Annotated in this window: 16 protein-coding genes and 2 pseudogenes; 9 read left to right on the top strand and 9 right to left on the bottom strand. The window is 71.2% G+C overall.

What is annotated here, in order from left to right; translation table 11 throughout:
- Window positions 1–49: 49 nt before the first annotated feature.
- The 4 genes from AC08OV_RS11605 to AC08OV_RS11590 form a co-directional block, all read right to left on the bottom strand.
- A complete protein-coding gene (locus AC08OV_RS11605) occupies window positions 50–1,084 on the bottom strand; it encodes a helix-turn-helix transcriptional regulator (RefSeq protein ID WP_476619647.1) in 1,035 nt (344 codons plus the stop codon).
- A gap of 169 nt (window positions 1,085–1,253) precedes the next feature.
- Window positions 1,254–1,925 carry an FKBP-type peptidyl-prolyl cis-trans isomerase gene (locus tag AC08OV_RS11600; protein ID WP_476619646.1) on the bottom strand — a complete coding sequence of 224 codons (672 nt, stop codon included), beginning with the start codon at window positions 1,923–1,925 and terminating at the stop codon, window positions 1,254–1,256.
- 14 nt (window positions 1,926–1,939) lie between these two features.
- Window positions 1,940–3,298 carry a Pup--protein ligase gene (pafA, locus tag AC08OV_RS11595; protein WP_476613577.1) on the bottom strand — a complete coding sequence of 453 codons (1,359 nt, stop codon included), beginning with the start codon at window positions 3,296–3,298 and terminating at the stop codon, window positions 1,940–1,942.
- A 57-nt stretch (window positions 3,299–3,355) separates the two neighbouring features.
- Window positions 3,356–4,651 (bottom strand): hypothetical protein, encoded by a 1,296-nt coding sequence (locus tag AC08OV_RS11590; RefSeq protein WP_476619645.1) that lies wholly within the window; start codon window positions 4,649–4,651, stop codon window positions 3,356–3,358.
- Window positions 4,652–4,952: 301 nt separating this feature from the next.
- On the opposite strand from AC08OV_RS11590, the gene AC08OV_RS11585 reads away from it, so the two are divergent.
- From AC08OV_RS11585 to AC08OV_RS11565, 5 genes and pseudogenes are all read left to right on the top strand, one after another.
- Complete coding sequence (locus tag AC08OV_RS11585) at window positions 4,953–5,741, top strand: dienelactone hydrolase family protein (RefSeq protein ID WP_476613579.1); 789 nt, start codon at window positions 4,953–4,955, stop codon at window positions 5,739–5,741.
- Between the two features lie 129 nt (window positions 5,742–5,870).
- Window positions 5,871–6,149, top strand: coding sequence for a zinc-binding dehydrogenase (locus tag AC08OV_RS11580; protein ID WP_476613580.1), 279 nt, complete (start codon window positions 5,871–5,873; stop codon window positions 6,147–6,149).
- Between the two features lie 134 nt (window positions 6,150–6,283).
- A pseudogene (locus tag AC08OV_RS11575) lies at window positions 6,284–6,964 on the top strand (P-type ATPase actuator domain-containing protein); the annotation flags it as partial.
- Window positions 6,965–7,232: 268 nt separating this feature from the next.
- The gene (locus AC08OV_RS11570; RefSeq protein WP_476619652.1) at window positions 7,233–7,841 is read left to right on the top strand and encodes a hypothetical protein; all 609 of its coding nucleotides are present in this window, start codon (window positions 7,233–7,235) and stop codon (window positions 7,839–7,841) included.
- A complete protein-coding gene (locus tag AC08OV_RS11565; protein WP_476613591.1) occupies window positions 7,733–8,191 on the top strand; it encodes a hypothetical protein in 459 nt (152 codons plus the stop codon). Before AC08OV_RS11570 ends, AC08OV_RS11565 begins: the two co-directional genes overlap by 109 nt.
- Window positions 8,192–8,290: 99 nt before the next feature.
- Here AC08OV_RS11565 and AC08OV_RS11560 read toward each other — a convergent pair whose 3' ends face one another.
- Together AC08OV_RS11560 and AC08OV_RS11555 are read right to left on the bottom strand one after the other, a co-directional pair.
- Window positions 8,291–8,887, bottom strand: coding sequence for a TMEM165/GDT1 family protein (locus tag AC08OV_RS11560; protein WP_476613582.1), 597 nt, complete (start codon window positions 8,885–8,887; stop codon window positions 8,291–8,293).
- A gap of 290 nt (window positions 8,888–9,177) precedes the next feature.
- Window positions 9,178–10,020, bottom strand: coding sequence for a class I SAM-dependent methyltransferase (locus AC08OV_RS11555; protein WP_476613583.1), 843 nt, complete (start codon window positions 10,018–10,020; stop codon window positions 9,178–9,180).
- 238 nt (window positions 10,021–10,258) lie between these two features.
- On the opposite strand from AC08OV_RS11555, the gene AC08OV_RS11550 reads away from it, so the two are divergent.
- Both AC08OV_RS11550 and AC08OV_RS11545 read left to right on the top strand, forming a co-directional pair.
- A complete protein-coding gene (locus AC08OV_RS11550) occupies window positions 10,259–11,470 on the top strand; it encodes a cytochrome P450 (protein WP_476613584.1) in 1,212 nt (403 codons plus the stop codon).
- A gap of 44 nt (window positions 11,471–11,514) precedes the next feature.
- A complete protein-coding gene (locus AC08OV_RS11545) occupies window positions 11,515–12,801 on the top strand; it encodes a cytochrome P450 (RefSeq protein ID WP_476613585.1) in 1,287 nt (428 codons plus the stop codon).
- On the opposite strand, the gene AC08OV_RS11540 is transcribed toward AC08OV_RS11545, so the two are convergent.
- On the bottom strand, window positions 12,786–15,197 hold the full coding sequence (locus AC08OV_RS11540) for an ATP-binding cassette domain-containing protein (protein WP_476613586.1): 2,412 nt from the start codon (window positions 15,195–15,197) through the stop codon (window positions 12,786–12,788). The two genes, AC08OV_RS11545 and AC08OV_RS11540, sit on opposite strands and share 16 nt — an antisense overlap.
- A gap of 75 nt (window positions 15,198–15,272) precedes the next feature.
- Here AC08OV_RS11540 and AC08OV_RS11535 point away from each other — a divergent pair, with 75 nt between their 5' ends.
- Window positions 15,273–15,521: a hypothetical protein gene (locus AC08OV_RS11535; RefSeq protein WP_476613587.1), complete on the top strand. Its 249-nt coding sequence runs from the start codon at window positions 15,273–15,275 to the stop codon at window positions 15,519–15,521.
- 144 nt (window positions 15,522–15,665) lie between these two features.
- Here AC08OV_RS11535 and AC08OV_RS11530 read toward each other — a convergent pair.
- Window positions 15,666–15,764, bottom strand: a pseudogene (locus AC08OV_RS11530) (MerR family transcriptional regulator); the annotation flags it as partial.
- Between the two features lie 139 nt (window positions 15,765–15,903).
- A complete protein-coding gene (locus AC08OV_RS11525) occupies window positions 15,904–16,359 on the bottom strand; it encodes a TSUP family transporter (protein ID WP_476613588.1) in 456 nt (151 codons plus the stop codon).
- Between the two features lie 384 nt (window positions 16,360–16,743).
- Here AC08OV_RS11525 and AC08OV_RS11520 point away from each other — a divergent pair, with 384 nt between their 5' ends.
- Complete coding sequence (locus AC08OV_RS11520; protein WP_476613589.1) at window positions 16,744–17,106, top strand: SHOCT domain-containing protein; 363 nt, start codon at window positions 16,744–16,746, stop codon at window positions 17,104–17,106.
- The last annotated feature ends 226 nt before the right edge of the window (window positions 17,107–17,332 follow it).

Raw genomic sequence — 17,332 nt, 5'->3', positions numbered from 1 at the left:
CCCGGGGCGAGCGCCGGACGATGAACCGGGGCGGGCACCGCACGGCGGATCATCGGGCGCTCACCGGGCGTTCGTCGCGGCGCACCCCCGCAGGTGGGGACGCCACGCCGCGGGCGGCGGTGCCCGTGAGGGCCGCCCGGAGCCGACCGACCACAGCCGCGCGCAGCTCGGGTGGGTCGACGACGACGACGTCCGGACCCGATCCGACGATCCACCGGGCGAGCTGTTCGGTGTCGGCGAAGTCCATCTCCAGCAGATCCATGCCCGGCGGTGGATTCGTGTCCGACGACGGATCGGCGTCGGCCGGCGACGGCGACGCCGCCGGGCGGGCGTACCGTCGCAGCGCGTGCGCGCTGCCCCGGCGGACCGCCAGCGTGGCGGTCCGGAAGCGGTCCGGGGGGGCCTGCGCCGAGACCATCGCCCGCAGGTCGACCCCTGGCGGGACCTGGACCGCGCCGGCCGGTCCGACCATACGCACCGGGCCGGTGAACCGGGACAGCCGGAACACCCGGGCCGCACCACGGTGCAGGTCGTGCCCGGCGAGGTACCACCGCCCCCGCCAGGACAGCACACCCCAGGGCTCGACGTGCCGGTCGGCGGAGTCCGTCTCACCGACCTTCCGGTACGGGAAGCGGATGGTCCGACCGGCCTGGACCGCCGCGAGGCACTGCTCGAAGGCCGGCTCGGTTGCATCGACCCGCGGTTCAAAGCCGTCGAGCACGCCGAGCCCGCCAGCACTCACCGCGGCCCCGCCCGCGGCGAGCTTGCGCAGTGCGCTGGCGGCGGGCCCGGCGAGCGCCGTGCTCGACCACAGCGAGCCGGCGACGGCCAAAGCCGCGGCCTCGTCCGGTTCCAGGGCGATGTCGGGCAGCGCGTAGTCGCCGCGGCGGATACGGTAGCCGATCTCGTTGCTGAACGCCGAGTCCGCGCCGGTCTCCAGGGGGATGCCGATCTCCCGCAGATACGCCTTGTCCCGCTCGAACATCCGCCGGAAGGCGTCCTGCTCTTCCTCGGTGCGCCCGGGCTCGTAGCCCTCCACCAGCTCGCCGATCTGGGACACGGTGAGGAAGCGCGATGTCGCCATCAGGCACATCGTCAGGTTGAGGAGCCGCTCCACCCGTCGCCGGGACACACCCGCAAAGGGTAGCCGCCGGAGTTCACCGGCCACGCACCACCCCGTCCCCGCCCCACCGCTGGCGCACCGGTCGCGCCCACCGGGCCACCCGCGGCCGGGCCGGGTGAGGGCCGGTGGGCTACGGCTGGCCGGCGCCGGCCCCGACGCCCGGCGTGGCCCCGACGACCGCGATCAGGTCCACCACGAACACCAGAGTGTCGTCGGCGAGGATCGTCGGCGGACGTCCCCCCACCGGGCCGTACCCGAGGTCGGGCGGGATGATGATCTGGCGGCGGCCGCCGACGCGCATCCCGTCGATGCCCTGCCCGAAGCCGGCGATCGTGCCGTCCAGCGGGAAGGTCGCCGGCTGGCCCCGCGCCCAACTGCTGTCGAACTCCTTGCCGTCGCGCCAGAGCACGCCCACGTACCGGACGGTGGCGGTGCTGGTGGCGGAGGCGACCGCGCCGTGACCGGTCACGAGATCGGTGGTGACCAGCGTGGCCGGCGCCGTCCCCCGGCCCGCCGCGGAGATCGGCTTGCGGCTCAGGTCGGTGGCACCCGCGACCGCGGGGACCCGCCCGGAGGTGTCGTCGACGGCCGTCCGGGAGGGCACCGGCGCCGCCCTGGTGCCGTCGGGGGCGTCGGAGGCGCCGCAACCGGCCAGGAGCGGGGCGAGCAGCACGGCGGGCAGCACGGCACCCGCGAGCAGGTGCCGGCGGGTGGCGGACGGCCGACGGCCGCTGCCACGCGAGCCGGAACGGGCTGACGCGAAGGGCAGGACGACGCCGGCGCGTCGCGGCACGAACATCACAGGGGCTCGAGTCCTCACATACTGGCGATGAGCTTGTCGACCCGATCGTCGACGGAACGGAACGGGTCCTTGCACAGGACCGTACGCTGAGCCTGATCATTGAGCTTCAGGTGGACCCAGTCGACCGTGAAGTCCCGGCGTTTCTCTTGGGCGCGCTTGATGAACTCGCCGCGCAGCCGGGCGCGGGTGGTCTGCGGGGGGCGTGACTTGGCCTCGAAGACGTCGAGGTCACGGGTGACGCGCTCGACCAGACCAGCCCGTTCCATCCGGTAGTACAGGCCCCGGGCACGGTGGATGTCGTGGTATTTCAGGTCGAGCTCGGCGACCCGCGGCGAGGCCAGCGACAGCCCGTGCTTGTGCCGGAACCGCTCGATGAGCACGTACTTCGTCACCCAGTCGATCTCACGGGCGACGAGCTCAAGGTCGTCGGTCTCGATCGCGAGCAGGGTGCGGCCCCACAGGTCGAGCACCCGCTTGGCGACCTCGTCCCCGCCGCGGCGCTCCACGAACTCGACCGCCTTGGAGTAGTACTCCCGCTGGATGTCCAGCGCGCTGACCTCACGCCCGTTGGCCAGCTTGATCCTGCGCTGGCAGGTCATGTCGTGGCTGACCTCGCGAATCGCCCGGATCGGGTTCTCCAGGGTCATGTCCCGCAGCATCACGCCGGCTTCGATCATCCGCAGCACCAGGTCGGTCGCCCCGAGCTTGAGCAGCATGGTCGTCTCACTCATGTTCGAGTCGCCGACGATCACGTGCAGCCGCCGGAACCGCTCGGCGTCGGCGTGCGGCTCGTCACGGGTGTTGATGATCGGCCGGGACCGGGTGGTCGCCGAGGACACCGACTCCCAGATGTGCTCGGCGCGCTGGGAGATGCAGTACACCGCGCCCCGCGGGGTCTGCAGCACCTTGCCCGCGCCACACAGGATCTGCCGGCTGACCAAGAACGGCACCAGCACGTCCGCGAGCTTCGAGAACTCGCCGTGCCGGCCGACGAGGTAGTTCTCGTGACAGCCGTAGCTGTTGCCGGCGGAGTCGGTGTTGTTCTTGAACAGATGGATGTCGCCGGCGATGCCCTCCTCGCGCAGCCGTCGTTCGGCCTCGACAAGCAGGCCCTCGAGGATGCGTTCCCCGGCCTTGTCGTGGGTGACCAGGTCGGGCACGGAGTCGCATTCCGGGGTGGCGTACTCCGGATGGCTACCGACATCCAGGTAGAGGCGGGCGCCGTTCTTGAGGAACACGTTGCTGCTGCGTCCCCATGACACGACACGACGGAACAGGTACCGTGCCACCTCGTCCGGGGACAGCCGTCGCTGCCCCCGGAACACGCAGGTGACGCCGTACTCGTTCTCCAGTCCGAAGATGCGGCGGTCCACGTCTGCGACCCTATGCTCGGATGCCGCCTCGGCGCGCCGGGACGCTCGGGCCGGATGTCACCCTGAGGCGGATTCGCCCCTCCTGTGGACGGACGGCCCGACGGGCGGGCCAGCCATCGGGCCCGGCACCGTCCCCCGGCCCTGGGTCCCGGAGACCACCGACCGGGGAGCCGACCGACCGGCTTCCCCTTCCCAACCGGTGCCCCGGAGCCCTCGGGTGGGCAACGCGGCCGCGCCACGCCGACCGACGACCGCCAGTCCCAGCCCGACGACGAACCAGCCGGCGAGGACCAGTACCGGACGGCCACCGCCGGCACCGTCGAAGTAGGCCGTCGAGCGCAGCAGCGTGGCACCCGCCCCCGGCGGCGCGAACTGGCCGATGTCGCCCCAGGGCTGTGGCAGCATCTCCGGTGCGGAGGCCGCCGCCGACAGGGCGGCACCGGCGACCAGAACCAGCACCGCGGCGACGAGACCCGGCACGCCCGCGACCGCACCGAGTCCCAGGACCGGCCCGGCGACGGCCAGCGCCAGCAACGTCACGACCGCCATCGTCGTCAGGAACTCCCCGGGCAGGACGTCCAACGCCCCCTGCAGCGCGACGGCCCCGGCGAAGCCGGAGAGCACCGCGAGCGCGGCGAGCCCGGCGAGCCGGATCACCCGCGACCCCACCATCCGCGCCAGCAGCACGCCGGCCGCGGTGATCACCAGCGTCAACGGGAGGTAACCGGCCGCCAGCCCGCCGCCGGCCTGGTCCCGTGGCGCGTTGGCCACCACGTCGACCACCGGGATCTCCAGACCTGGCATGAACACCCGGATGCCCCGGGTCAGCGCCTCGGTGACCGCCGGGCTCGCCGCGGAGGCGACCCGCAGAGTCAGGCCGTTGCCGCCGATGACGATCGCGGCGTAGGCGTCACGCTCGCGCAGCGCACGGTCGGCGGCGGCCACCGTCGGCACCGTGCGCACCGTGAGGGCGCCCGGCTCCACCCGGCTGATCTGGTCGGCGAGCGCGGTCGCCGCGGGTGCCGGGCCCACGGTGAGGATCGGCAGGTCCCGGGGGCGCAGGCTGGTGACGGACGTTCCGTACAGCCAGACCAGGACACCCATCAGCAGGGCCATGCCGACGGTGATGACGGCGATCCGCCGGGCACCGGGCGTGCCGAGCCCGTCGACGCCGCCGAGCCGGGCCCACGCCCGTCCGGCCGGATCAGCCGGATCGGGCAGGCCGGCCAGGCCGGACAGGCCGGTCTCGCCCGAGGCCAGTGGGGGCGACGGCGCCGAGTGTCCCGACTGGGGGCGCTGTCCCGGAAGAGGATCATGTTCGCCGCCGCCACGATGCCGTCCCCCGCTCACCACAGGAGGGCTCCGACGGTTCGGTCGACGTGCGCCGGGTCCACCGCGCCCCCCCAGGTCGCCGCCATCCTCGGCAGTGGTTGCCTCACCGCGTCCTCCCTCCGTCCAGCGACACCCGCCAGGCCACTACAGGGAGTAGCGTGACGCCTTCAGACTGTCGGGGCCTGTCTGGCGGCGTGTCGCGGCCCGGCGTGTCCGGGTGCATCCGCCGGTCCGCGGCGGTTCCAGACGCCAGGTGGTCGACGGACCATGGGCAGGACAGGCGGATCGGGCGGGAAGGCTCGCCGGCGGAAAGGATGGCGCCATGGCAACCGGAACGAACGACGCGACGTCCCATCGAACACGACATCACGCCGAAGACAGGGCCCGGCTGCGGGCGCAGGTCGTCCGCGGCCGCGGCGGGCTGCCGCTCACAGTCCTCGCCCCGGCCGCGGAGGACCCGCCGCGCGGCGGCATGGTCGTCGTCCAGGACGCCCGAGGCATCACGCCGTACCTGGTCTCCGTCTGCGACCGGCTCGCCGGTGCCGGCTGGCTCACCGTGGCCCCGCACCTATATCACCGCGACGGGCTGGACGAGGTGGACCCGGCCGACGGCTGGGCCGCGGCCACGCCGACGATGGGCACCCTGTCCGGCGCGGGCATCGACGCCGACATCGACGCGGCGCTCGGGCACCTCCTCGACGCGGGCTTCCCCGCCGAGCGGAGCGCGATCATCGGCTTCTGCATGGGTGGCACGGTCGCGCTGCACACCGCCACCCGGCACCCCCTCGCCGCGGCGGTGTCGTTCTACGGCGGCGGGGTCAGCACACCGTACTGGCCCGGCATCCCCGCCTTGGTGGAGGCGGCACCGTCGTTGCGCGGGCCGTGGCTCGGCCTCTACGGCGAGGAAGACGCCCTGATCTCCACCGACGAGATCGCCGCCCTACGGGCCGCGGCCGCACGCTCGGGCGCCCCGACGGAGCTGGTCAGCTACGCCGGGGCCGGCCACGCCTTCCACAGCGACGACCGGGAGGCGGTCTACCGCCCGGTCGCCGCGGCCGACGCCTGGTCACGGGCACTCGCCTTCCTCGACCGGCACGTCCGCCCCCGCTGAGGCGCCCGGCCGGCTGGCCAGCCGAGGCGGGCCTCGCCAGCACCACGCTTGCCACGGCGATGCCGGTAACATCGGAGATCGTCACCATCGACATCGCGAGCATCACCCACACGGCATCCAGAGGTCACGGTGGGCGCACACTACGCTCTGTCGTTCATCAGCAGGATCCCGGTCCGAGACGGTACGCAGATCCTGGTCAACGGGGCGACCGGGGCCATCGGCTCGGCGGCGGTCCAGCTGCTGAAGTGTCTGGGCGCCCAGGTGACCGCGGTGTGCGGTCCGGACGGCGTCGACCTGGTGCGAGGGCTGGGCGCCGACAGGGTCATCGACCACACCACGCAGGACTTCACCCGGGAGTGGAGGCCTACCGGTACGTCGAGTCCGGGCAGAAGATCGGCAACGTCGTGATCGCGGTCCGCCCCCGGACGGTGCCACGGCTAGGCTGCTCTGAGGCCACGTCATAGCTCATGCCACGTCACAGCTGGCGATAGCTGGCGCGGCTCAGCGTGAGTCTGCTCTGCTGGCAGCGTAACAGTTGGGGTATGGGTACCGGGATCGTGGATGCGTCCGTGCTGGCGATTTCGGACGCGGCGACACTGCCCACCGAGGTAGTCCTGGCTCGGCTCGCCACGACCTCAGTGGGGTTGTCCTCGGCGGAGGCGGCGGCGCGATGGGCCCGGGTGGGACCGAACGCGGTGCGCACCCATCACGCCCGTGCGCTCGCGGTGCTCGTCCGCCAGGTACGCAGCCCCTTGCTTGTGCTGCTGCTGGTGGCGGCCGCGGTGTCGTTCTTCGTCGGGGAGCGCGCCAACGCACTGATCATCGGCGTGATCGTCATGTTCGGAGTGGTGCTGGGGTTCGCCAATGAGTACCGTGCCGAACGCGCCGCCGAGGATCTGCACTCCCAGTTGCGTCACCGGGCGGTGGTGTGCCGGGATGGCCGATGGACATCGTGCGAGGTGACCGCGCTGGTGCCCGGAGACGTGGTGCGCCTTGAGCTGGGTTCGGTGGTGCCCGGAGACGTGCGCATCCTGTCCTCGGTCGCGCTGGAATGTGACGAGGCGGTCCTCACCGGCGAATCGCAACCGGTGGCCAAGGGGCCGGCGCCGGTGCCCGCCGGCGCCGCGCTGGGAGAGCTTGCGTCGTGTGCGCTTATGGGCACGCTCGTGCGGACCGGCTCGGCGGCGGCCGTGGTGGTCGCCACCGGCGCGCGTACCCAGTTCGGCCGGATTGCGCTCGGGCTGGGCGAACGGCATGAGGAGACCCAGTTCCAGGTGGGGCTGCGCCGGTTCTCCGGGCTACTGGCCCGGGTCGCCGTCGTGCTCACCGGCTCGATCTTCGTCATCAACCTGGTGCTGGCCCGCCGCAAGGTGCTGGTGAAGCGGCTGGTCTGCATCGAGGACCTCGGCGACATCGAGGTCCTGCTCACCGACAAGACCGGAACCTTGACCGAAGGACGGATCGGTTTCCACCACGCCCTGGACCCCACCGGTGCCCGGTCGGACCAGATCCTGCTACTCGGCCTGGCCTGCACCGAAGTACCCGGCAACCCGGCAGTACCCGGCGACCAGGCAGGGACAGCTGGCGGCAACCCGCTGGACGCCGCGCTGTGGCAGGCTCCCGGTGCCGCCAGTCTGCCGGTGTCCAAACGTCCAGGTGGCCGTCGCGCCGTTCGACCACGACCGGCGCCGCGCGTCCGTGCTGGCCGACGGCCCGGACGGCCGAGTCCTGATCGTCAAGGGTGCTCCGGAAGGCGTGCTGGCGCGGTGTCGCGACGTCCCCGGCTCGGCCGCGGCGGTCCTCGACGCCGAGTTCCGCGCCGGCAGCCGGGTCGTCGCCATCGCGTCCAAGCCCGCCCCGGACCTGGACACGGTGACCGCCGAGGACGAGCACGATCTCGCCCTCGCCGGGTTTCTGATCTTCCTTGACCGGCCCAAGCCGTCGGCCGCACAGGCGCTGGCCCGCCTCGACGCGCTCGGCGTCACCGTTCGATCTTCGACTTTCTCACCTTCGCGATCATGCTCCACGTCTTCCATGCCGGCCCGACCCTGTTCCGTTCCGGCTGGTCCGTTGAATCGCTCGCCACCCAGCCCCTGGTGATCTTTGTGATCCGCACCCGGCGAGTGCCGTTCCTCCGTAGCCGCCCGGGCCGACTCCTCACGGCGGCCACCCTGCTCGTCGTCGTGGTCGGCGCGCTGCTGCCGGCATCTCCGCTGGCCGGCGGACTCGGCTTCCACGCGCTGCCGATCGGGTTCTTTGCCGCGCTCCTCGCCATGATCGTCAGCTATCTTGCCCTCGTCGAAGCCGGTAAGCACGAGTTCTACACTCATCTCGCCGGGACGCTGATCGAACCACCTCACTGGCACCGGCGCCGGCTGCACCGGCGGGCGGCACGGTTCAGTCACTCCGGTCGGCTTCCGACCCGGTCCCCCGCACCGCCACCACGCTGAGTTGGGGTGCCACCGGCTCGCGACCGGTGGGCCTGGGCGCACCGCCGACCGGAGCCCGCGCACGCAGGCGGCGTGTCGGCCGCCGACCAGGGATCTCCCTTACCCGCGCAGGACGTCGATCATAGTGGAGATGGAAAGGCCGAGCAGAACGAGGGCGGCGAACTGCTGGACCCGGCGCAGCGGAGCGACCCGCAGCAGGAAGTGGCCAAAGGCGACAGCCAGCCCAGTGACGGTGCACAGGGCCAGCAACGCGCCGACGCCGACGGGAATCGGGCGGTGGTAGCGGGCCGCGAGGGTAGCGGTGAGAATCTGGGTGAGATCGCCGAACTCGGCGACGAGGACAACACCGAACGCCTCGGCCCATACGCGTCTCGCGGCGGGTCCCTCGACGCCGGCGGCCTTGTGCCCCTCCAGTTCGGCGGGGTCGGCGGGGTGGGAACGCAGGAGGAGGACCGCACCGACGAAGAACAGCGCCCCGGCGACCAACTCGACAGCCCTTCGGGGCAGTGCCGCGACCAAGCCGCCGACGGCGGTGGCGACGCCGACGTGCACTGCGAACGCTGCCCAAATCCCAGCGAGAACCGGCAGCGGCCGGTAGCGGGCGCCCAGAACGAGTGCCGCCACGAACGTCTTGTCCGGCAGCTCGGCCGGGAAGACCACAGCGAAGGCGGTCGCTGCAATAATGATATTGTTCACGGCGAGCCCCTGCCGGCCCGGGGCCAGCCCACCCCGGCAGGGCGGCGTGTGATGAGCCCCTTCGAAGGCTCCTGCCTGGTCGAACGGCGTCCTACCCGGCCCGCGGACCTCACGAACCGCGAAACACGCCTCCACGGGGACGCGGCAGCACAAGAACCGTTTGCCAGCTGGGGCTGACAATCTTGGTTTGGGGTCCCGAAATCACCATCCGTCCGGTCGCTACGCGGCTGCGGTGATCCGGTACACCTCGCGACGACCGGCGGGCGGACGGCCCGGAGACCCATCAGCGATCATGGCTGGCAGGACCGCCGGGCCCAGGCGGCGAACATCGCCGCGCTGATGAGGAGGTTGTTCTCGTCGCGGCTGAGGGACCACCACTGGTCCACCTCGTCCCGGGTCAGCAGTCCGGCTTCAATGATGCTCTCCTGGAACCGCTCCACGAGGAGCTGCCAGGCGAGCCACGACTCGCCGGTGCCGCGGGACTGAACGCCGTGGTACTGCGCGGACTCGTCGGTGAGGTCCAGGCTGAGCACATCGCCGAGGAGTCGGCGGCCATAGGTCGCGTCAAACCCGCCACCCTCGCCTATGAGCCCTTGCAGCGCGCGGACCATGGCGGTGTGTATCGGCGCCTCCGGGACGACCAGGTCGGCGCAGGTCCAATCGACCTCCTCGATCAGAAGCCAGCCGCCTGGTGCGACCGCCGCCGCGAGCCGTTGGAGCGCACGCCGATGGGGGTGGAGGTGTGCGATCAGGAGCCGGGCGTGGACCAGGTCGAACCGCGCGTGCGGAAGATCGTCGACCATCACGTCCATGCGCCGGACCTCCACCGGCTCCGGTAGCCGGTCGAGGAAGCGGATGTCGCGGTCCACCGCGAGGACGTGCCCCGCGGGGCCGACGACCTCGGCCAGGGCCCGGGCGACCGAGCCGGTGCCCGCGCCGACCTCGAGGCAGTGATGCCCAGCGCCGATACCCAGGGCCGCCACGAGCCGCATGGTGCCCGGGTCCCACAGCTGCGCCATCGCTTCGAGGCGGGTGCGCTCGTCCGGATGCCCCTGGTCCAACACGTAGGTGGACAAATCAGTGCCCCCATGGTCACATATGGCGTCGATCGACGTCCGCTGGGACTCCGACACGGATTATTCCTCGCCTCGCCGGGTGTTTACACCGGCGATCCATTTCTCCTATCGCGCCATAGACGACCTTGCGGCGCACGGGGCGTTTATGTGAGCATTCCATCGACATCGCGACCGAATCAGTTCGAAGAATGTTCATCTCGTGGTAGTCGGCAGAGGCTGTCATCAACGGCACTGTAATCAACGGAACTCCAGCGAGATGATTTTGTGGCACCCGTGCCGAGAGAGGGGCGTGGACGTGTCCACTGCGCCGCAGGTTGTCTTCGACGCCTTTCACCCCATGCACCGATCCAACCCCTACCCGCGGTACGCGGCCGTCCGCGATTTCGCCGCGCTGTACCCGATCAGTCCGGGTATTCTCATGGCGACACGCTACGAGGAGTGCTCGGCGGTTTTCACGGACGCGCTGTGGGGCCACGGCTACGAGGAGGGCATCAACCCCTTCCGTCCAGGAGTGGCTCCCGACGACGTGCCGGGGTCGATGCTGCGGATGGACCCGCCGGACCACACTCGGCTACGCGGGCTGGTCAAACGGGCGTTCGTCCCGCGCAGCACCGAGGGGCTCCGGCAGCGGATCGAAGATCTCGTCAATGCGCTGCTCGACGCGGCGATCGAGGCCGGCGAGGTCGACCTGATGGAGGCATTCGCGCGGCCACTGCCGCTCACCCTCATCGGCGACATGCTTGGCATCCCGCCCGAGGACTACCCCGCGGTCCAGAAGTGGTCGCTGGACATCGTCCGCGGCACGGACCCGGACGTCCTGCAGTCGCCCGAGAGCCTGGCGCGCAGGCCGGAGGCCATGCGGGAGTTCGAGGCGTACTTCGCGGCGCTACTCGCGCAGCGGCGCGAGGATCCTCGCGACGACATGCTGAGCGGGATGTGCGCGGCCGAGGACCGCGGCGAGCTGAGCGGCCGGGAGGCACTCGGGCTGTCCGTGGGGTTGCTGATCGGGGGGTACGAGACCGTCTCCGACCTGATCGGCAAGGGTGTCGTGGCCCTGGTGCGCAACCCCGACCAGATCGCGCTCTGGCTTGCCGATCCCGATCTCGCGGCGCCCGCCGTTGACGAGTTGCTCCGCTACGAGCCGCCCGTGCAGTTCACCCACCGGGTCGCGTTGGCGGAACGGGAGCTGGCCGGGCATACGTTCGCGCGGGGGGACGGCATCGTCATCCTGACCGCCGCCGCCAACCGCGACCCCGCCGTGTACACCGATCCGGAGCGTCTGGACATCACCCGGTTCGCCGGCCGCACCCCCGCGCCGCGCCACCTCTCGTTCAGCGAGGGGCTCCACTACTGCCTCGGCGCGCATCTCGGCCGGCTGGAGACTCAGATCGCCGTGGACACCCTCCTGCGCCGCGCCCCCGGGCTGTCACTGACCGACGAACCCGTCTGGCGCAACACGGTCGCCATCCACGGGCTGGACACCCTTCCGGTCCGCCTTCGGGATTGACCGACCGCCCACGACGCCCGGCCCACCGCATTCCAGGGAGACCAATGAGCGTGAACGAAACGGGTGCCGAACCGGACGTCACCGCCCCTCGCGCCGGCGTGCCGCAGGTCGTCTTCGATGCGTTCGATCCCGAGCACTGGCCCAACCCTTATCCCCGGTACGCCGCGGCCCGCGCGGCCGAACCGCTTTTTCCTACTCCGCTGGGCGTACACCTGGTGACCCGCTACCAGGACTGCGCGACCGTTCTCCAGGACAACACCTGGAGTCACGCCCACGAAGCCGAATTGTTCCATCCCGGCGTCGACACCCTTGACTTGCCGACCTCGTTCCTCTGGATGGACCCGCCCGACCACACCCGGCTGCGCGGGCTGGTCAGCAAGGCGTTCACCCCGCGCACGGTGGCCAACCTGCGGCCCCGCATCGAGCAACTCGTCACGGACCTGTTCGACGCGATCGTCGAGGCCCGCGAGGTCGACGTGATTACCGCGTTGGCCTACCCGTTGCCGCTCACCATCATCGCCGAGCTGCTCGGCGCGCCGGCCGAGGACCATCCGGACCTTCAGCGCTGGTCGGGGGCGCTCGCCCGCGGGTTCGACCCCGACCCGCTCCTCTTGCCCGAGGAACGTGACGCACGCTCCCAGGCCGCCCGCGACTTCGTGTCCTACTTCCGTGCCCTCATCGCCCGGCGTCGCGCCGAGCCGGCCGATGACCTGATCAGCGAGCTCGCCGCCGTCGAGGAGCAGGGCGACGTCCTGACCGAGAACGAGATGCTCGCGACCTGCGTCACGCTGCTGGTAGCCGGGCACGAGACAAGTGTCAACCTGGTCGCCAACGGCATCCTGGCGTTGATCCGCCACCCCGACCAGTACGCCTTGCTCCGATCCACCCCGCGGCTGGCAGAGCCCGCCGTCGAGGAGATGCTGCGTTACGACTCGCCGGTGCACATGACCACCCGCCTCGCCCACCAGCGGACGGAACTCGCCGGGCACACGTTCCAGGCCGGTGACGGCGTCGTGTTGCTCTTCGGCTCGGCCAACCGGGATCCGGCGGCGTTCCCTGACGCCGAGCGGTTCGACATCACCCGGTACGCGGGCCAGACGCCCGCGAAGCGTCATCTCACGTTCAGCCTCGGCATCCACTACTGCCTCGGCGCGCCGCTCGCCCGTCTGGAGATGGAGATGGTGCTGCACGAGCTCATCCGGAGAGGGATCACGATGACGCCGCTCACGGACGACCTCGCCTACCGTAGGAACCTCGTCCTGCGCGGCATCGCCAGCTTCCCGGTCCGCTTCGAACAGCACGCCGGTGTCCTCGGTCAGGTGCCGACGTAGGCCGCGAGGTGCTCGCCGGTGAGGGTGGAGCGGGCGGCGACGAGGTCGGCGGGGGTGCCCTCGAAGACGATCCGGCCGCCGTCGTGGCCGGCGCCGGGACCGAGGTCGATGATCCAGTCGGCGTGCGCCATGACCGCCTGGTGGTGCTCGATGACGATGACCGACTTGCCGGCGTCGACGAGCCGGTCGAGCAGGCCGAGTAACTGCTCGACGTCGGCGAGGTGCAGGCCGGTGGTCGGCTCGTCGAGGACGTAGACGCCGCCCTTCTCGGCCAGGTGGGTGGCCAGCTTGAGCCGCTGCCGCTCGCCGCCGGACAGCGTGGTGAGCGGCTGGCCGAGGCTGAGGTAGCCGAGCCCGACGTCGGCGAGCCGGCTGAGGATGGCGTGCGCGGCCGGCGTGCGCGCCTCGCCGGCGCCGAAGAACTCCTCGGCCTCGGTCACCGACATCGCGAGCACCTCGCTGATGTCACGCCCGCCGAGGTGGTGCTCCAGCACCGATGCTTCGAACCGTTTCCCCTCGCACTCCTCGCAGGTGGTGGCGACGCCGGCCATCATCGCCAGGTCGGTGTAGATGACCCCGACGCCGCTGCAGGTGGGGCAGGCGCCCTCGGAGTTGGCGCTGAACAGCGCCGGCTTCACGCCGCACGCCTTCGCGAACGCCTTGCGGATCGGGTCGAGCAGTCCGGTGTACGTCGCCGGGTTGCTCCGTCGCGAGCCGCGGATCGCGCCCTGGTCGATCGACACCACACCCGCGCCGGCTGGCCCCGAGAGACGGGGGATCGACCCGTGTACGAGCGAGCTCTTGCCGGAGCCGGCGACGCCGGTGACGACGACAAGCACCCCGAGCGGGATGTCGACGTCGACGTCGCGCAGGTTGTGCGCCGTCGCGCCGCGGATCGCGAGCCGGCCGGTGGGCGTCCGCACCGTCTCCTTGAGGGTGGCCCGGTCGTCGAGATGGCGGCCGGTGCGGGTGCCGCTGGCCCGCAGCCCCTCGACGGTGCCCTCGAAGCAGACGGTGCCGCCCGCCGTGCCGGCGCCGGGGCCGAGGTCGACGACGTGGTCGGCGATCGCGATCGTCTCCGGCTCGTGCTCCACGACGAGCACCGTGTTGCCCTTGTCCCGCAGCCGTAGCAACAGGTCGTTCATCCGCTGGATGTCATGGGGGTGCAGGCCCGTGGTGGGCTCGTCGAAGACGTAGGTGACGTCGGTGAGTGAGGAGCCGAGGTGGCGGATCATCTTGACGCGCTGCGCCTCGCCGCCCGACAGCGTGCCCGACGGCCGGTCGAGCGAGAGGTAGCCCAGCCCGATCTCCACGAACGAGTCGAGGGTCCGCCGCAGCGTGGCGAGCAGCGGCGCGCCCGACGGCTCGTCGAGGCCGCGGACCCATTCGGCCAGGTCGCTGATCTGCATCGCGCAGGCTTCCGCGATGTTGATCCCGCCGATCCGCGAGGAGCGGGCCGCCTCGCTGAGCCGGGTGCCGCCGCAGTCGGGACAGGCGGTGAAGGTGACCGCCCGGTCCACGAACGCGCGGATATGCGGCTGCAGCGCGTCTGGGTCCTTGGCGAGGAACGACTTCTGGACCTTGGGGACCAGCCCCTCGTAGGTGAGGTTGACACCGTTGACCTTCACCTTGGTCGGTTCCTTGTAGAGGAAGTCCTGGAGCTCCTTCTTCGTGTACTGGCGGATCGGCTTGTTCGGGTCGAGGAAGCCCGACTCGATGAAGATCCCCACCGTCCACCAACTGTCCACCTTGTAGCCGGGAATGGTGATCGCGCCCTCGGCGAGCGACTTGGAGTCGTCGAAAAGCTGGGTGAGGTCGATCTCGGAGACCGTGCCCCGGCCCTCGCAGCGCGGGCACATGCCGCCGATGCGGGTGAAGGTCTGTTTCACGGTCTTGGTCTTACCGGCACCGCGTTCGACCGTGACCGCGCCGGCCGCTCGGACCGAGGGGACGTTGAAGGAGAACGCGTTGGGCGAGCCGATGTGCGGCTTGCCGAGCCGGCTGAACAGGATGCGCAGCATCGCGTTCGCGTCGGTGGCGGTGCCGACCGTGGAGCGGGCGTCGGCGCCCATCCGCTGCTGGTCGACGATGATCGCGGTCGTCAGCCCTTCGAGTACGTCGACCTCGGGCCGCGCCAGCGTCGGCATGAAGCCCTGCACGAAGGCGCTGTACGTCTCGTTGATCAGCCGCTGCGACTCGGCGGCGATCGTGCCGAACACCAGCGAGCTCTTGCCCGAGCCGGAGACGCCGGTGAACACCGTCAGCCGGCGCTTCGGGATCTCGATGCTGACGTCCTTGAGGTTGTTCTCGCGCGCGCCGTGCACGCGGATCACATCTCGGCGGTCGGCAACGTGCGGCGCCGGCGACTGCGGGTCCGTCCTCGTGGCCGTGCTCATCGTGTCTCCATCTGTCTGGTACACGGGATCTGTCTGGTACACGGGATCTGTCTGGTGTGGAGCGATCCCGCTTCCGTGGGCAGTGAGACGGCGGGCACGCGACGATACCGCGGCGAGGCTGTGGCCCATGCCGGGGACCAGGACGAGGTCGAGCCGTGCCGGGTCGTCGTGGTGATCTACTCATCGAGGCGACGCCGCGCACCCATGCGCCGCGAGCGGACTCCGGTCACCTACCCGGCTGTCGCTCGGCGGGCCGGGGTCTCCCGCACCTTCCTTTACCAGAACGCCCGACAAGCGCCCGCCCCGGTGGTCCCTGATCGGTGACAGACACAGTCGGAAGCTGCCCCACCCTACTGAGGTAAACACTCCGTCACTCTGGCGCTGACGATCGCGGTCCGTAGACCATGATTCAATGCGCGCTTCTGCCGATGTACGGAAGCGGCGGAACATCCGGCACTGCCGATGGCGCTATTTCGGACAGATCCGCTCGAACTTGGTCCAGCCGCGCCAGCCGCGCTCCTCGAGCAGTTCCAGGAGCCGACGGGCGATCGGCACCGAGTCACTGAACCGGATTCCACCGAGCGCCGCACGGGCCTTGCCGCCTCGTGGACCGGGCGGTCCGGGCCGCCGTCGCCTGCGCGGGGTGCCGTGCTCCTCCGGGGCGGTGAGCCGGGGTCCGCTGCGCCGGGTCGTGTCCAGGGGTGCTTCAGCTGGCGTGGACCAGGTACACGGCGGCGAGAGCGATCGCCAGGGTTCCGAGCAGCAGTTTCAGGGCGGTCGTGGGTAGGTGGGGCTGGAGCCTTGCACCAAGGTAGCCGCCGCAGAGCCCGCCGGCGCCGCAGGCCAGACCAAGCGCCCAGTGGGGTGCGATGTTCCCGGGCGTCGTCAGGGCGAGCATGCCGTAGGTGGCGGCGCCGACGAGGGAGGTGAGGAACGTCGAGGCGAGTGTGGCGGGGGCGACCACGGCGACCGGCATGCCGCGCCCGACGAGGAGCGGGCCCAGGATCGAGCCGCCGCCGATGCCGTAGATGCCGCCGACGACTCCGACGACCAGTGCCAGGGCCGTGACGGTGCTGGGATGGGGCAGGGAGGCGCTGCTGGTGCGACCGGCACGCAGCGTGCGCGCGACGAGCCAGGCACCCAACGGCAGCAGCAGCGTCACGAAAACAATCCCGCGACGTCGTCCAGGCACCGCTGTCGGCCTGTTCAGCCTGACCTACCGGGACTGCCGTCCCCACGGCTTGTCCGCCTGGCCCCTCCTCCCGGTCCCCGGCGACGGCGCGATGGTGGCGTGCGATGAACGCCGGGGTGGACGCGACGTGACAGCGACGTAGGCCGACCAGCGGTCACCGAACCCGCGGCGACCTCTCGGTCCTCGCCCCAGGCCCTGCGTGGATGGTCAGTCCGTCGTCGGCTCGGCGCAGAGCTGACCATGCTGGGCAATTGGGCACACGGCGGTGAGCGGGTTGACCCGGCGACGTCGGATCATCCAGCACCTGCGCTCCAGCGCGACTCGCCGCACTCTGGAAGCGGGAGGGAGCGCGGCGTGGGGACCGATTCGGGCCGTCCCGTCCGCTCGCTCCGGGAGGTGACAGTGATGATGTACTGGCACGACGGCTATGGAATGAGCGGCTGGGGCTGGTTCGCGATGTCCCTGGGCATGCTGCTGTTCTGGGCTGTGCTCATCATCGGGGCGGTGCTGGTGGTACGGGCGCTGACCCACGCCGGCGATCGCGGCCGTCCCCCGATGTGGCCACCCGCCGCGCCTCCGGCCGCCGGTGGGCCCGCCGGACCGTCTCCCGAGCAGGTCTTGGCCGACCGCTTCGCCCGCGGGGAGATCGACGAGCAGGAGTACCGCGCCCGTCTGGCCGCGCTCCGCGAGACGGCCGACCGCCTCGTCAAACACTGACGGCCGACCGAGGCCTCGACCGACTGCGGCACGCTCACCCCGAGCATGGGCGGCGCGCCAGCCGACCAGCGGCGCTGGCCCGTGGCCTCGCATCCGCGCGCCGCGGCGGTTCAGCGGGCCATGGGTGGTCCCCGCCGAACCGACGCGGGAGGCGGGTGCACCGCCCGGAGCGCAGGTCGGAGTCGCTGCGACGGCTTGCCCGCTAGTACTCCAACCCGACTTTTGT

The sequence above is a fragment of the Frankia sp. CeTa3Moorea genome (assembly GCF_978021225.1).
The sequence above is the reverse complement of the archived record's forward strand: the minus strand, read 5'-3'. Positions and strand labels throughout refer to the sequence as shown.